A 16,630-nucleotide genomic window follows, 5' to 3' on the forward strand; every position below is an offset into this window, starting at 1 on the left:
GCCGACCATGGAAAGGATTCATATGCTGCACCTTTAGCTAAAACAGTCTTCAGCTTACCATTCGTGGTTATTTGCAATAGTGCCATGTAGAAAGAGCAGCACTTTAATGTTTATGCTGTTCCAATGTATTACATTCCGTACTTTCTATTTGTAACGTAATTTCAGTAATACTATGATTATGTTTTAGAACGTCTAAGGCCTTTTGATAGAGCTGATCTGGATCGCTATTAGGAGCAACTAAATGAGCAGTTAAATGAATGTTTTTTGAAGATATAGCCCAGACTTTCAACTGATGAATCCCTTCAACACCCTCTAGCATCAATAAATCATTTCTTAACGACTCAATATCAATCTCATCAGGAACCCCTTCAAGCAAAATATGGATACTTTGTTTTAATAAAACCCAAGTTCGAGGTAAGACCCAGAAGCCAATTAACACAGCGATTAAGGTATCTACCCACATCCACTGGGTAAAATAAATGACCACTCCTCCGATAATCACGCCTATCGATCCCAGTGCATCACTAAGAACTTCTAAATATGCGCCTTTCACATTTAGACTTCCTTCAGCACTCGCAGAAAGGATTTTCATTGAAATCAAATTTATGACCAAACCAATGACTGCGACAATCATCATTCCAATACTTTGAATTTCAGCAGGATTCGTAAAACGTTGGTAAGCTTCATAGACGATATATATCGCCACTACAAAAAGCATCACTGCATTAAACAGAGCCGCTAAAATTTCGAATCGCTGATAGCCAAAAGTTCTTTTATCATCTGCGGCTTTTTTACCAATTTTGATAGCAGCAAGAGCAATAGCTAATGCGGCTACATCAGTAAACATGTGAGCGGCATCAGACAGTAATGCTAAACTTTGGGTAATAAAAGCAGCGACAACTTCTACTATTAAAAAAGTAGTCGTTAAACCCAAAGCAAACATTAATTTCTTACTATTTCCTTCAGTAACAACCGCATGGCTATGATCATGATGTTCTGACATAAAATTTTCCTTATTCAATCCATGATTAGCAGAGATACTTGAGACAGGCTCAATATCTCTGCTAAAAATTGCTTAATCTAATGGATTAAGAAGCTTTCTTTTCATTCATCCAGCGGTACAGTACGGGCAATAAAACCAATGTAAGCAGGGTAGAGGAGATAATTCCTCCAATAACCACTGTTGCTAAAGGTCTCTGTACTTCTGCCCCAGTTCCGGTTGCCAAAGCCATCGGGACAAACCCAAGGGACGCCACACAAGCTGTCATCAGCACAGGTCTAAGACGCAAAATTGCACCCTGCCACGTTGCATAATAAAGGTCATATTGTTGTCGCAACTCTTTGATAAAGGTAAGCATGACTAAGCCATTCAGTACAGCCACCCCCGATAGTGCAATGAAGCCAACCCCTGCTGACATGGATAATGGAATGTCACGCAACCACAACGCGATTAAGCCTCCACATAAGGCAAACGGTACACCACTAAAGACCAGTAAGCTTTCTTTGATATTATGGAATACAGCCATCAATAAAATAAAGATCGTCAACAATGCGAGCGGAACCACCAATTGCATACGCGCTTTTGCAGACATCAGATTTTGAAATTGACCGCCATAATCTATCCAATAACCGCTTGGTAATTCCTGTTTGGATAACGTGCTCTGAAGCTCTGTTACGAATGAGCCTAAATCACGTCCTTCTACATTTGCAGTAATAACCACTCGACGTTTACCATTTTCACGGCTGACCTGATTAATACCCAGGATATTTTCAACGCGTGCCACATCTTGCAGTTGGACTAAACCACCATTCGGCAATTGAATAGGAAGTACCGCTAACTGTTCAGGACTACGCTGGGATTCATCTAGACGGATGACAAAATCAAAACGCTTGTCTCCCTGTAAAATTGTTCCAACATTCTGGCCACCGACACTTGTAGCTACCAGATCCTGAATTGCTCTTACCGACAAGCCATATTGTGCAGCTCTGGACTTATCCACCTCTACATTCAACAAGGGTAAGCCACTGGTCTGTTCTACATTAACGGCTGTCGCGCCTGAAATTGAGTTAATTTTTTGAGAAATCTTATTCGCTTCACGATTCAGAATTTCCATATCATCGCCAAATAATTTGACACCCACATCACTTCGCACCCCTGAAATTAACTCGTTAAAACGCAGTTCAATGGGTTGCGAGAACTCACTGTTATTTCCCGGCAATGTCGCTAAGAAAGTAATCATTCTTTGGCGAAGCTCATCAATCGTTTGTTTTGGATCAGGCCATTCATCATGAGGTTTTAACAGTACCACGCCATCTGAAATGTTGGGTGGCATGACATCTGTGGCCACTTCTGCTGTACCGGTACGGGCAAAGATCGCTTTAATTTCAGGAAATTCTTTCAACAGTAACTTTTCAGTATTTTCCTGTATTCTCAGTGACTGTTCTAACCCTGTACTTGGGGAACGCATTTGCTGAACAGCAAAATCACCTTCACCCAGTTGAGGTGCAAACTCGCTACCTGTTTGAGTGGCTAGCACGCCCGTAAGCACTAAAATACAGGCAGCCACAATAGTCACAAATAAACGAAGCTCATAGGCTTTATCTAAAAGCAGTTCATATTTGGTTTTAAGCCAATGCATCCAGCGACTTTCGGTTTCCTTGACTTCTCCAGTGACAAATAGGGCAACTGCGGCTGGCACAAAAGTGACAGATAAAATCATGGCCCCAATTAAAGCCAGTACAACCGTCATTGCCATAGGATGGAAAAGTTTGGCTTCTACACCCGTCAGGGTAAAGATAGGTAGATAAACCACCAAAATAATTAACTGTCCAAAAATCAGAGGACGACGCGCCTGTTTTGCAGCCAAGAAGACTTCTTTAAATCTTTCAGAACGGCTAAGTAAACCACCTTTCAGCTTCTGAGCTTCTGCTAGCCGACGGATACAGTTTTCTACAATAACCACTGCACCATCAATAATAATACCGAAGTCCAGTGCCCCTAAACTCATCAGATTTGCACTAATCTTCTGCTCTGCCATTCCCGTCAAGGTAAACAGCATTGACAGTGGAATAACGCAAGCCGTGATCAGCGCAGCACGGAAATTACCTAGAAAGAGAAATAAAATAACAATGACGAGGATTGCACCCTCAATCAAATTTTTCTGAACGGTTTTGATCGCCCGATCAACCAAATGCGTACGGTCATACACAGTCTCAATCACCACACCTTTAGGTAGCGATTGCTGGATCGATTGCACCTTTTCATCAATGGCTTGAGCAACGGTACGGCTATTTTCTCCCATCATCATCATGGCAATACCCAATACAGTTTCTTCACCATTATAGGTTGCAGCCCCTGTTCTTAAGTCATGACCAATTGAGACATTGGCGACATCTGCCACCCGAATCGGATAGCCGTTTTTATTGGCAATACTGATGTTCTGGATATCTTCAATCGTGTTTAAAGTGCCGGGAACACGAACCGTTAGCTGTTGTCCATTTTTCTCAATATAGCCAGCACCACGGTTTTCATTATTCTCTGTTAAGGCAGTTTGTAAATCAGACAAAGGAATTTGCAATTGTTGCAATCGGTTCAGATCAGGGGCAACCACATAGGTTTTATTAAAGCCACCGATACTGTTGATCTCAGCAACGCCTTTTACGCGCTGTAATTGCGGTCTTACAATCCAATCCTGAATTTCACGTAAATCCATCGCCGAATAAGGGGTTCCATCCGGCTTTTTAGCATTTGGTTCGGCTTTAATCACCCATTGATAGATTTCACCTAAACCTGTCGAAATAGGCGACATGTTAGGTTGCACATCTTCAGGCATTTCTCCCATTGCTTCTTGCAAGCGCTGGTTGATAAGCTGTCTGGCCCAGTAAATATCCGTGCCATCTTCAAAAATGATGGTCACTTGCGATAAGCCGTAGCGTGAAATCGAACGGGTTTGTTCCATTTTCGGCATGCCTGACATGGCATTCTCAATGGGATAGGTAATCCGCTGTTCCATTTCCAAAGCCGTAAAGCCATTGGCTGAAGTGTTAATCTGCACCTGAGTATTGGTAATATCCGGTACAGCATCAATCGGTAACTTTTGATAACTATAAATACCAATAGCAATCCAGGCTGCAATAAACAGCATAATCCAAATGGCGTTATGGATAGAAAACTGGATCAGCCGATCAAACAGCCCTTCAGGTTTTACCGATTCGTGGTCTGGAATGTGAGGGCTTTTAGTGCTCATGTGAAGCCTCTCCTTTTTCCATCTCAGATTTCAGTAAGAAACTGCCTTGAGCTGCATATTTTTGTCCCTGATTAAGCCCATTTACCACTTCAATCCACTGGCTATCCCCAGACGATTGCCCTAATTTCACCGGTTGCGGACTGAATTCAACTTTCTGTCCATGCTGAGTGGCGACAAAAACCACATCTTTTCCATCGACATTCTGAACTGCGGACTTAAGTACCCGTAATGCGGTACTTTCACTGCGTTGTTGCAACTGTACGTTTACCATCAAGTTTGGACGTAATTCGGTTGCATTCGATTCAACTTTTGCTCGCACCTGAAGACGGCCTGTTTGAATATCCGCTTCAGTATTTAAAGTCTGAATAACAGCCTGATAGACCTTTTCCGTTTGCAAGGATTTAAATTCGATCTTTTGATTCGGGGCTAAGCCCATAATTTCAGAATTTGGAACAATAAACTCAAGCCAGAGTTGATCTAACCGGTCTATCGTAAAGAGTTGATCGGCTAACTGAACATTTTCCCCGAGAACCAAATCCTTTTTACTGATCACGCCAGAAATGGGAGCTTTCAAAATATAGCGTCCGTTACTGGCATTCACTGCACCAAATGCACTTAAACGTGATTGGGCCGCTTGAACCTGAATTTGTGCCCGTTTATAGCTGTTATAAGCACGTTGATAGTCCTGTTTTGCTGAAATGCCCTGTGACCAAAGCTGACGCTCACGATCATAGTCTTGTTTCGCCAGTTCAAGGTTGGTTTGTTCAATTTTAAGATTGGCCTGCTGATCAACTAGATCAGGAACAAGCAACGCAGCCAAAGGCTGCCCTTTCTGAACTTTTTGGCCGAGTTCTACATAAACATTTTCTACATGACCGCTAAAACTCGGTGAGACATGCGCTTGCTGATCCGTATTCACATTGAGTTTGGCAGGATAAGAACTTAATTTAACCACCGGACCTTGATCGACCGCTGATAACTGTATGCCCTGTTCCACCAGTTGCTTGGCCGTCAGGCTCACGCCTTCTGCATTCTCTTCGGTTTCACCGCCATGTTCTTCACTTCCATGTTCCTCTGCGCCTTCTTCCTCTGCATGTTCATCTGATGTTTCAGATTTATTCTTACCAGTTAAGATCAAGAAAATACTGAGTAGTACGGTTGCGCCGATGACCAAACCAATCAGTAGAGGTTGAGAGATTTTTCCGCTCTGTTTTTTTAAGCTGTTTTTAAGATCGAACATGTTAATTTCCCCCACCAATGACAGGCATGGCCTGTATGTCTTGCCATAAGTTTTGATTGATTTGTGCAATAGCATCTTTCGACATGACTTCACTTGGGCTAATGCCTAAGCTCAAACTTTCTGCTTCAATGGCCTTTTGCCAGCCATCCCGTAACAACTGGACTTTACGCAGACGGATGTCTTGTAATTGAAGCGTGGCTTGCTGAACATCGGTTAAAGCAAACTTGCCTGCCAAGAAACCTTGTAGCGTCTTACTTTGAACTTGAGTCGCCAAAGGAATTTGAGTCTCGTCAACGACTTTGAATTGCAGCTCTAAACCCTGCAACTCGGTTAAAATTGTGCCTATTTGCAGCGCATTTTGCTTTAGATAAAACTCTTTCTGACGCTCTAATAAGTTCATTTTTTCTTGCGCGATTTTTATGCCATTTTGCTGACGATCGAAAATATTAAGCGGTACACTGACTCCGACTACTAATTGATTTTGTGTGGAGTTTTCCAAGGATTGGGTGCGGTTGACACCTAGGTTTAAAGTGGGGTTAGGACGTGCCTTTGCCCTTAGTTGATCAACCGTTGCTTGAGACTCTAATACCAGTAAAGCTCGATATTTCTCAACGTAGTTTTCCGCTAAATATTCTTGAACCTGCTGATGAGTCGATTTTGGCCAGAGCTTTTGTGAAGAGAGGTTTACCTGCAATGACTTATCAGACGTACCCCATAAATTTGATAATTGTTGGGTGGCCACTTGTACCTGTAAGTCTGCCTGTCTAAAAAGGCGTATATTTTCAGCATGACTTAAACGTGCGCGATTCACATCTACTTGCGCGATACCGCCCGCAGTAAAGCGCTTCTCGATCGCTTTAAGGTTTTCTTCACTCACCCGAAGTTGTTCATTGACAATGTTTCTTTCAAGTTCAGCAATGGCCAGTTGTGACCATACATATTTCACCGCAAGCTCAATTTGCGCTTGATAAATCTTCTGCTTCAGTGCTGTTTTATCTGTAGAGAGACTGGCTAATTTTTGGTTTGCTTTTCGCTCACCAAAAATATCCAAGGGTTGTGATATGCCAATGGCAAGCTCTTTTTCATTATTTGAACCAAAGCCCGTTTGTTCAACTGACAATTCAGGATTTTTAAACAGCTTACTTTGCTGAAGATTCGTGGCATTAATACTATTTTGCGTTTCCCAGAAATTTTGGGACGCTTGATATTGGTTAACCTGCTCAATAGCTTGCTGCAGCGTTAAATCTTGAGTACTGGCGACTACGGAAGTACTGATGCTGATCATTGCAGATAGCAAGATACCGCTACCTAAGGCTGACCAGGATAAATTCAGGATGGAGGTATCCTGATGTAATTTGTTTTTTGACATGAAAATGCCCCACGCATAATGAAATTAGGAGTGGTGGGCTTTTATAAGACTACCCCACCAATAGTAGGGGCAAATCGGGAGGCGGGGTTAATTGATTCAGATAAGGGGATTTATAAAAAGTTATTCCCAAATAAGTTGGGGTAATGCCGGTCTCAAAATCAGCTTTAAGCTTCAGATCATCGGGTGGGTCAATCTGAATCACGATTGTATTTGAGAAATGACTGCACTTTTCGTTAAAACAAACCTTCTGACAATAGTCATAGATTTCTTTATAGTTTTCTAGGGAATAAAGTGCTTGACGAGGACTATCACTCTTTTCGTCTAAATCGATTGGATTAGAGAGTATTGAATTGGGTATGTTTGGCATTTCATGCAGACACGCGGCCTCTGCCACACTCCAAATATTCTGGAATGTGAATAAGAGTACCAATATCTGGATTAGAAATGTTTTTCTCTTCATACACAAATCTGTATTTAAAACACCAATAAGAAGCTGTCCAGATCTATCAAAGATCTGATCACAGAATTTGAGTAACCTTAAACTTTTTGCAGCCTTAAGTAAAGATATACAGAATTTTTGAAAAAAGCATAGGTCTAGATAATCAAGCTAGATTTTTTAGAACTCCACATTGGTCAATTGTACATAAGCCATCACAAGTACCTCTTAAATCAGATAATTGTTCAATAAGCTTTTGTTGCTTGATTATATTTTCTCTGATAGCACTGACATGTAAGTCAATTAATTCATTCACATCTGAACAATTTTTCTTGGGATTATCTTTATAGGTGAGTAATTGACGAATTTCATTCAAACTCATATTTAAAGTTCGGCAATTCAAAATAAACTTAATTCGCTCAACATAGCCTATATCGTAAAGGCGGTAATTTCCTTCCGTTCTTTCGGGTTCCGGAATTAAACCTTCCTTTTCATAAAACCTAATTGTTAATACTGAACATGAGGTTTTTTTAGAGAGTTCACCAATTTTTAAATGCATTGAGTTGGTATTTCCAAAAAATCTTGACTCTATAGTAACTATAGGGATTCTAATATTCAAAGTTTATAAATTTTTTTAATGGGTATAACTATGAGTGGCTGTGGATGTAGTAAAGAAACACCATGCGAAGATAAGAAATCTCAACAAGAAAATCATCCATCAATTGCAGAAGCAAGCAATTCAAAGAATTGTGATAATACGCCTAGCTGTTGTGGTGAAGAGGAAGAAGAAAAATCTTCATCTCCTTGCTGTAACACTTCAAACAGTTGTGAAGATACCGCTCAATCCTGTTGTGGTTCTGATCCCAAAGAAAATTTAAGCACTGAAAACGTTTTAAAAGATTCGCACTACATGAGTGAATACTTAGTTCCCAAAATGGATTGTTCTGCGGAAGAACAGATGGTTCGTATGGCGCTATCTTCAATTGATGGTGTTCAAAAACTCATCTTTGATTTACCTAACCGGTCTTTAAAGGTTCTACATAATCAAAAAGATGAAAATATAACTACCAAACTTGAAGCTTTGGGTTTTGGTGCAAAGCTTGTGAAGACTGAAACTTATATAAGCAATCAACAGGCTAAGCAAACAAGTACCTATACCATTCCTAAAATGGATTGCTCTGCTGAAGAGCAAATGGTCCGTATGGCTCTTGCAGATATTGAAGCAGTTAAAGGTCTTACTTTTGATCTTCCCAATCGAAAACTGAAAGTCTTCCATAATGAAGGGAGTCAGCAAATTACGGCCAAACTTGAAGGACTGGGTTTTGGGGCGAAACTTGATGAAACACAGCTTTCTACAGGCGATATACCTAATGAACCTGATCCTGTGAGACAAGCTAAAGTACTTAAACTGTTATTAGGCATTAATGCTCTACTGTTCTTTATAGAATTCATCAGCGGAATTATTGCTGCGTCTACAGGATTGATTGCTGATTCTCTAGATATGTTTGCCGATGCAGCCGTTTATGGTATTGCGCTATATGCCGTCGGAAAAGCTGCGAAATATCAAGTGAAAGCAGCCCATTTCGCAGGTTGGATTCAGTTATTACTTGCTGTCATCGTGATTATTGATGTCATTAGACGATTCATGTTTGGAAGCGAGCCAGAATCAACGCTCATGATTGTTATTGGCCTGCTCGCACTTATAGCTAACGTGACATGCTTATATCTTATTTCTGGTCATCGAGAAGATGGCGCACATATGAAAGCCAGTTGGATTTTCTCGGCGAATGACGTTGTGGTAAATATGGGCGTTATATTTGCCGGTGTACTCGTGGCGTGGACGGGATCAGCTTACCCAGACTTAATCATTGGCATCCTGGTTTCTTTATTCGTGCTTAATGGTGCTCGAAAGATTTTGGCTTTGAAGTAAGAGTATCGAAAATGAATCTATTTCAAGTTAAACAAAATCAGATCGTCAAAATTAGAGATCTCAAAAAAGGTAATCAATACAGTCATACCACTGATCCCGTATTGGAACGGCTCCAACTATTAGGTTTTAGAGAGGGTGAAACTCTACAAGTACTCGCTAAAGGTGTTTTTGGCGGAGATCCTGTTTTAGTTCAAATTGAAACTTCAAGATTCGCATTAAGAAAGAATGAAGCTGAAAGAATTTTTGTAGAGTTAGTATCCAATGAAGATTAAGAACATTGCATTAGTCGGTAATCCAAATTGCGGAAAAACCTCTTTATTTAATACGCTTACTGGTACGCGACAAAAAGTTGCCAACTATGCTGGGGTTACCGTAGAAAGAAAAGAAGGTTCTTTTAAATTACCTTCTGGTGATGCAATACGAGTATTGGACTTACCCGGAACTTACAGTTTAAAACCTAGTAGTTTAGATGAAGAAGTCACCAGGGCAGTTTGTTTGGGCGAGCTAAAAGGTGAAATTCTACCCGATATTTTTATATGCGTTGTAGATGCCACAAATTTAAGCTTACATTTGAGCTTGGTTCTCGAAGTTCGTGCTCTAAATCGCCCTATGATTCTTGTATTAAATATGATGGATGAGGTCAAAAAGCGTGGTATTTCCATTGATAAGGATAAACTGTCTCAACTGTTAGGTATCCCTGTAGTTGAAGCTGTCGCAGTTAAAACAAAAGGAATTCAAGATTTAATTAATCAATTAGATCAAAAAAATCTTTTTATTACTCCTTATCATTCTGAATTAAGTCATTTTGAACAGGTCAAACAAATCACCAAACAAGTTATTTTAAATAATGACAGTGGTGATAAAAGAACCGCATTTCTAGATAAAATTTTTCTACATCCTGTATTGGGTTTAGTAATCTTAACTTTAACCATGTTTGTGATGTTCCAGGCGGTATTTATATGGGCAACGCCTTTTATTGAATTCATTGAAAATTTTGTCGCATGGCTCAGTGATTTTATTGGACCACTAATCCAACATCCTCTATTAAAAAGCTTGGTTGTGGATGGGGTAATTGCTGGTGCAGGTAGCGTGCTTGCATATATGCCTCAGATTTTGATTTTATTCTTCTTCATTTTAATGCTTGAAGAGTCAGGCTATTTACCCCGGGCAGCATTTCTTTTAGATAAATTAATGTCTAAAGCCGGGCTTAGCGGCCGTTCATTTATTCCTCTGCTATCCAGTTTTGCTTGTGCCATTCCCGGAATTATGGCAACCAGAAGTATCAGCTCTGAACGGGACCGATTAGCAACAATTATGATTGCACCCTTGATGACCTGTTCAGCAAGATTGCCAGTATATGCTTTATTGATCGCGGCATTTATTCCGAACCAATTAATCTACGGCTGGTTAAGTCTGCAAGGATTAGTCCTTTTTGGTCTTTATATGTCGGGAATAGTCTCAGCGTTATTAGTTTCAGTGTTTCTGAAATTGGTTCGAAAAGATAAAACTGAAAGTATTTTTATTTTTGAACTTCCCACATACCGAATTCCAGATATTAGAAATATTGCATTAGGCTTATATGATAGGGCAACTATTTTCTTAAAACGAGTTGGTGGCATTATCGTCGCACTGTCTATCCTGTTATGGGTACTTGTTACTTTCCCTCAACCACCAGACCACGCAACCATGCCAGCAATTAACTATAGTCTAGCTGGTCAATTAGGACATTTAATTCACCCTATATTTGCACCTATTGGTTTTACATGGGAGATTTGTATTGCCCTCATCCCTGCTATGGCAGCAAGGGAAGTTGTAATTGCTGCTCTTGGTGTCATTTATGCAATGTCTGGCGATGAAAATACAGTAACCCAAAGTCTGCTAAGTCAAATTTCAGGTCCAGATGGGTGGGGGCTAGCCACCGGTTTATCATTATTAGTATGGTTTATTTTTGCTCCCCATTGTCTCGCCACTTTAGCAACAATAAGACGAGAAACAGGTAGCTGGAAACAGCCAGTCATTATGGCAACTTATCTATTCGCATTAGCTTACATCTTTTCATTCATCACATACCAAGTTGCTAGTAATCTTTAATTACCAAAATAATAACAACGGGAGTCTAGTTCCCGTTGTTATTAAATATTCACTGTTAAATTGCTAGCCGTAAATTAAATGCTTTTACAACTTTGATCATAGTATCGAAACTAGGGTTAACCTCACGAGAAAGAACTTTATAAAGGCTTTCTCACCTAGACCAGTATCTTTAGACAATTGAGTCATCCCTTTGACCTTTGCGATAGTTCCCTAAGCTTTAACTATAAATGCCGCATCGCAATTAGACGGGAATAACATTATGTGTCGTTCAATGACAAATCTTGTGTCACCTGACGTCACAAGTGCAAAACATATAAAATACCCTTTTATGTTATTTTAGAGTATGCCTCCCTTTTACTGACGGTCTGATTTTCGGTTTTTATTGCACCTTGGACAAGTTGGTGCGTTGCACATGAGGTAAGAATTATTATCACTGTAAAAGGATATTTTATTTGTATTGTGGCCTCAGCAATTATTATATGGTTCTTATATCACCGTGAATACGGTGCTGAAGAACCCTGTGTGCGTTTGGTAGTTAACAAGCCATGATTTCTGCTTTACTGCACTTGCAAGCTGAAATTAAAATGCCTAATTCAGTCCCAAAAAATGAAAGCTTTCGTGATTGTAGCAGGTCAGAACAGGGTTTTAGGTTTGCTGCGTTATTCCCAAATTATCAAGCAATGTGTGCCTGTATTGCAGTCGTTAAACTCCCCCTTAAAAAATATATCTTCTCAATAACCGTCAAAAGGATAAGCGATGGAATATATTTATGACATATGAAAAAGAGCTGTTTAATCAGCTTTTTTACATTGCTTTGTGTATTTCTTTCGCTATAACAGCTATTTTATCGGCCAGTTTTACTCATTCGAGCAAGTAAAATAACCGGGATTAAGCCAACCAATACAATGAGTAAAGCTGCTATTGCACCATCTTCATAGGTGCCTCTTGAGGCTTCCGCATATAGCTGTGTAGAAAGCGTTTCCATATTTAGTGGTCTCAGTAACAGAGTGGCAGGCAATTCTTTCATGCAGTCTACGAAGATCAATAATGCAGCCGAGATGATCGCAGGGCGTAAAAGTGGGAAATGAACTCGCCATAAAATACCCCGTCTGTTCTGTCCTAAATTGCGTGCAGCATCATCAATAACCCCATGGATCCGGTTATATCCAGACTCTATTCCACCAATCGAAATGGCCAGAAAACGAACAGCATAGGCATATATCAAAGTGAAACTAGTACCCAAAAATAGTAACCCTGTAGAAATGCCGAGCTTGAATTCAAGAAAATCTGCCACCGCATGATCGAGAGCACCCAACGACAGCATAAGGCCGATTGCGAGCACAGTACCCGGAATGGCATAGCCTAAACTTGCAATACGACTAAACCAGGTATTTCGGCTAAATCGTGCAGCGCTGACAATCAAGAAACCTATAAGGATGGTAATGAATGTGGCGATACTGGCTAAGGTAAGGGTATTCATCGAAGCTTGTAATAAATATTCAGAAAAACCAGCGTATTGAATACGTTTATAAGACTCCACCAATAAATGGCTGAACGGGATGAGGAACCCAATACAAACAGGAATAAGTCCAAGCCCGAATAATATTAGCGCTCTGGTTCCTTTAATGGGTTGAGGAGACATCAGCCGGCTGCGTTGAGCCGAGTTCATGTAACGCTGTTTGTGTCGTCCCAACCTTTCTATGATCACTAAAAAGGTAATGATCATGAGCATAAAAATGGCAATCTGTGCGGCACTTGCCAGATCAGACTGGTTGATCCATGTTGAATAAATGGATAACGTTAGTGTTTTAATGCCAAGAAACTCTGTTGCACCGATGTCATTAATGGTTTCCATTAAAACCAGACTGGTGCCCACTGCAATTGCCGGTCGAGCGAGTGGCATCGCGACTCTCAAAAAGACCTGATCGGGTTTCAGTCCCAAGCTGCGTGCGACTTCAATCAGACTTGCTGACTGCATTAAAAACATTGCGCGGGTGCTTAAATAGACATAGGGATAAAGGACGAAACTTAATAAAAAGATTCCTCCCCACACCGAGCGGATATTAGGGAACCATAGCTGTTGCATGTCTAACCCCAACCCGTCTCGCAGCAGGCTTTGGGCGGGACCAATGGGATGCAGAATATCGATATAGCTATAGGCAATGATATAGGTGGGTACTGCAAGAGGTAACAGTAGTGCCCAGTCGAGAAAAGCTCGACCATGAAATTGATAAGCCGTGACGATCCAGGCACTTCCTGTGCCAATAAGAATGGTCAGTAGACCAACACCAAGTAGAAGTAAAGATGTTTCTACCAATGTAGGTGGGATGACATAGCGAATCAGATGTTCCCAAATATCACTATTGCCTTGCAGTGCTGTCCAAACTAAAGCAAGGACGGGTAAACAGGCGAGAAGCGTCAATAGTCCACTTAGCGAAAATAACGAACTAAATTCAAATTTCTTTTTTGGCATTGAAGATCTAGGTATGATGAGAGGTGGAAACAAACCTGATCTTACAGAGAGAGTAAATCCTCCCTGTAAGTCGAGCGAGATTTAGTGATTAAACTGTACCTTATCAACCAATAGATTGGCTGTTTTGCGGTATCGGGCAATTTCACTTAAGCGAATTGAATCCACCTTGAGTTTGCCAAAGCTTGCAATAATCGGGTCAATTTTAACCCCAGGTTTCACTGGATATTCAAAATCGCTTTTCGCATAGATCGCCTGAGCATGGTCAGAGACTAAAAACTCGAGCAATTGTACTGCTTCTTTACGATTGGGTGCATATTTAGATACGACGGCACCTGAAACATTGACGTGTGTACCACCATTTTCAAATCGCGGTAAAACCACATTAATGGAATTTCCCCAACGTCGTTGCTCTGCATCACCAGTGCGCATGGTGCCAACATAATAGGTATTTGCTACCCCAATGTCGCAAATCTTGCCGAGAATATCCCGTGCTACATCACGATCACCACCACTCGCAGGACGTGCTAAATTCGATTTTACACCACGTAACCATTTTTCAGCTTCTTTCTCACCATGATGGGCAATATAGGCTGCGATTAAACCTGTGTTATAAGGATGGCTGCCGGAACGGATGCAGATCTTACCTTTCCATTTTGGACTAGCCAAATCTTCATAAGAAATAGCAGTGATGGGAGTGCGCTCTTTAGAAACATAAACTGCACGTGCACGCATTGACAATGCATACCAGTGCCCATTTGCAGCACGTAAATTACCCGGAATTGAGTTGTTCAAGACTTTTGAGTCTACACGTTGCGTCAAACCACTTTCGACTAAATCCACCAAATTCCCAAAGTCGACAGTGAGCATCACATCTGCAGGCGAACGTCGGCCTTCAGCTTTAACGCGTTCAAGCAACCCATCTTTAATAAAAACAGTATTGACTTTCACCCCAGTTTTTTGGCTGAACTCTTTTAAAAGAGGTTGAATTAAAACAGGTTCTCGTGTGGTATAAAGGTTGACTTCAGCTGCATGTACCCAGTTACAGCTAAAGGCAACTAGACCAGTTAAAAGAAGGTGAACTTTCGATAGTGATTTCATTTCTTATTTCCTTAACAGAGTTTAAACCTGAACTGCTTGTTCAAGCTGAGATGTGATGGCTATGTTAGAGTCGTCATCGGATGCAAAGAAGAAACATGCTGTTAAGTCTACGGATACATAGACTTGTTCAGTTTCAAAAAAATGCTGGAGATGGTCAACTTGAGCCAATAAAATGGTCGACTCAGCAGCAAGTTGCAGATGTAACTGGTAAGCGTGACCCATAAAACTGGATGAAATGACTTTTGCTGCGGCAGCGCCTTCGACTGGTTCTCTACAAACCTGTACCTGATGCGGACGGAAACAACAGGAAATCGATTTTTCAGCATATGCTAAGTTTTCAGGTAGTGCGATGTGACCAAAAATTGTTTTGATTTGATGATCTAACCGCTTGGCCGGTATTTCATTCAAAGCAGAAAAATAGCGTGCCGCGAACAGGGTTGAGGGCTGTAAATAAAGTTGCTTAGGTGTGCCGATCTGAATAATTTTCCCTTGATGCATCAATATAATTTGATCAGAAATTTGCAAAGCCTCTTCCGGATCATGCGTTACGATAACAGTAGTGGTTGCTGTCTTTTTTAAAAGGTCAATCGTACTTTGGCGGATTTGATCACGTAGCCGATGGTCCAGATTAGAAAAAGGTTCATCCATGAGTAACACATGGGGTTTAGGAGCCAAAGCACGCGCCAGAGCAACGCGCTGTTGTTCTCCACCCGATAAGGTGTATGGATAACTATGCATGTGATGATGCATGGAAACATGTTTTAAGGCTTGTTCTGCAATTTCTTGTTGCTGCTGTTTTGAGAACTTTTTTAACCCAAACATCACATTTTCCAGCACATTCAGGTGCGGAAACAACGCATAGTCTTGAAAAACCAGACCAATATTCCGTGCTTCTGCAGGGATGTGCTGTTCTTCATTCCAAAGAATGTTTTGTTCAAGCTGAATTGAGCCACTACTTGGTTCTTCTAAACCTGCAATCAAACGTAGCATGGTGGTTTTACCACAACCTGAATGTCCGAGTAAGCAAATGATTTGCCCACTCGTTGCAGACCATGTGGCTTGATTAACAGCAAAATGTGAGCCGAATTTTTTGCTTAATTTATTAATAGTTAATACATTGTTTGAATGTTCTGCATAGACATTCATGTTCAACTCGCAGTGCTATTTTCTTCACTAAATAATAACTAATAATCTTTCTCATGTAGAGAATTTTTATCAGTTTGATACAACATAAAATATTAAAATTGAGTATGGGTATATAAACGAAAGAAGTGAGATATTATTTTTGGAGGGTCTAGCTTTCTAACAACTCTCTTACGAAACTTTTCCTATTTTATATTTTTAGAACTAGGTGTTTATTTTTATATCAAAAGAAAATCCAAAAATGACACATGAATCAGTGTTAAACAAAAAATTTAAATGGATCTTCTTCTATGGTGGTCTTGGATAGGGAAGTAGTTTTGCTCTTATTTTCATATCATTAGATTCCTTCAACATAAACCTCAAGGTTTTGGCTCATTCCCTTTATTTTTAGCAATTTGTATTGTTGCTGGAATGATTCGTGGATGGGTAATGTCTAAGTCGACTATAGGTAGAAAATCTGAAAAAGCTCTCCTAATTGAACACATTATCATCAATTTAACATAATGGTGCTTATACGAAAATAACATGTAAGCCCAAAGTAGAAATGTCCGGTTTCTCCAAAGTAAAAATGTCCGCTTTTAGAATACGCGTTTTTGCGATTTT

Annotated in this window: 12 protein-coding genes and 1 pseudogene; 3 read left to right on the top strand and 10 right to left on the bottom strand. The window is 40.4% G+C overall.

Annotated elements, in window-relative coordinates; translation table 11 throughout:
- Positions 1-103: 103 nt before the first annotated feature.
- From PAE54_RS11270 to cadR, 6 genes are all read right to left on the bottom strand, one after another.
- The gene (locus tag PAE54_RS11270) at positions 104-1,003 is read right to left on the bottom strand and encodes a cation diffusion facilitator family transporter (RefSeq protein WP_016165559.1); all 900 of its coding nucleotides are present in this window, start codon (positions 1,001-1,003) and stop codon (positions 104-106) included.
- 85 nt (positions 1,004-1,088) lie between these two features.
- On the bottom strand, positions 1,089-4,247 hold the full coding sequence (locus tag PAE54_RS11275) for an efflux RND transporter permease subunit (RefSeq protein WP_326519505.1): 3,159 nt from the start codon (positions 4,245-4,247) through the stop codon (positions 1,089-1,091).
- The gene (locus PAE54_RS11280) at positions 4,237-5,487 is read right to left on the bottom strand and encodes an efflux RND transporter periplasmic adaptor subunit (protein WP_326519506.1); all 1,251 of its coding nucleotides are present in this window, start codon (positions 5,485-5,487) and stop codon (positions 4,237-4,239) included. Before PAE54_RS11280 ends, PAE54_RS11275 begins: the two co-directional genes overlap by 11 nt.
- Before the next feature lies 1 nt (position 5,488).
- Positions 5,489-6,856 carry a TolC family protein gene (locus PAE54_RS11285; protein WP_312329270.1) on the bottom strand — a complete coding sequence of 456 codons (1,368 nt, stop codon included), beginning with the start codon at positions 6,854-6,856 and terminating at the stop codon, positions 5,489-5,491.
- 49 nt (positions 6,857-6,905) lie between these two features.
- Positions 6,906-7,316, bottom strand: coding sequence for a hypothetical protein (locus tag PAE54_RS11290; protein WP_039624319.1), 411 nt, complete (start codon positions 7,314-7,316; stop codon positions 6,906-6,908).
- 142 nt (positions 7,317-7,458) lie between these two features.
- On the bottom strand, positions 7,459-7,851 hold the full coding sequence (cadR, locus tag PAE54_RS11295; RefSeq protein WP_004281856.1) for a Cd(II)/Pb(II)-responsive transcriptional regulator: 393 nt from the start codon (positions 7,849-7,851) through the stop codon (positions 7,459-7,461).
- 90 nt (positions 7,852-7,941) lie between these two features.
- On the opposite strand from cadR, the gene PAE54_RS11300 reads away from it, so the two are divergent.
- The 3 genes from PAE54_RS11300 to feoB are packed head-to-tail and all read left to right on the top strand — an operon-like array spanning position 7,942 to position 11,313.
- Entirely contained in the window at positions 7,942-9,222 is a 1,281-nt protein-coding gene (locus tag PAE54_RS11300; RefSeq protein ID WP_004910216.1) for a cation efflux transmembrane domain-containing protein, read from the top strand.
- Positions 9,223-9,233: 11 nt separating this feature from the next.
- Complete coding sequence (locus PAE54_RS11305; protein WP_004665962.1) at positions 9,234-9,494, top strand: FeoA family protein; 261 nt, start codon at positions 9,234-9,236, stop codon at positions 9,492-9,494.
- Positions 9,484-11,313 (top strand): ferrous iron transporter B, encoded by a 1,830-nt coding sequence (gene feoB / locus PAE54_RS11310; RefSeq protein ID WP_326519507.1) that lies wholly within the window; start codon positions 9,484-9,486, stop codon positions 11,311-11,313. Before PAE54_RS11305 ends, feoB begins: the two co-directional genes overlap by 11 nt.
- Positions 11,314-11,368: 55 nt before the next feature.
- On the opposite strand, the pseudogene PAE54_RS12475 reads toward feoB, so the two are convergent.
- From PAE54_RS12475 to PAE54_RS11330, 4 genes and pseudogenes are all read right to left on the bottom strand, one after another.
- Positions 11,369-11,422 (bottom strand): annotated as a pseudogene (locus tag PAE54_RS12475) (hypothetical protein); the annotation flags it as partial.
- A gap of 735 nt (positions 11,423-12,157) precedes the next feature.
- Entirely contained in the window at positions 12,158-13,786 is a 1,629-nt protein-coding gene (locus tag PAE54_RS11320; protein ID WP_326519508.1) for an ABC transporter permease, read from the bottom strand.
- An 81-nt stretch (positions 13,787-13,867) separates the two neighbouring features.
- The gene (locus tag PAE54_RS11325; protein ID WP_326519509.1) at positions 13,868-14,884 is read right to left on the bottom strand and encodes an extracellular solute-binding protein; all 1,017 of its coding nucleotides are present in this window, start codon (positions 14,882-14,884) and stop codon (positions 13,868-13,870) included.
- Positions 14,885-14,905: 21 nt separating this feature from the next.
- Positions 14,906-16,030, bottom strand: a complete 1,125-nt coding sequence (locus tag PAE54_RS11330; protein WP_326519510.1) for an ABC transporter ATP-binding protein — start codon at positions 16,028-16,030, stop codon at positions 14,906-14,908.
- Positions 16,031-16,630 lie beyond the last annotated feature (600 nt).

This window comes from Acinetobacter minutum, from assembly GCF_035916735.1.
Classification (GTDB): Bacteria; Pseudomonadota; Gammaproteobacteria; order Pseudomonadales; family Moraxellaceae; genus Acinetobacter.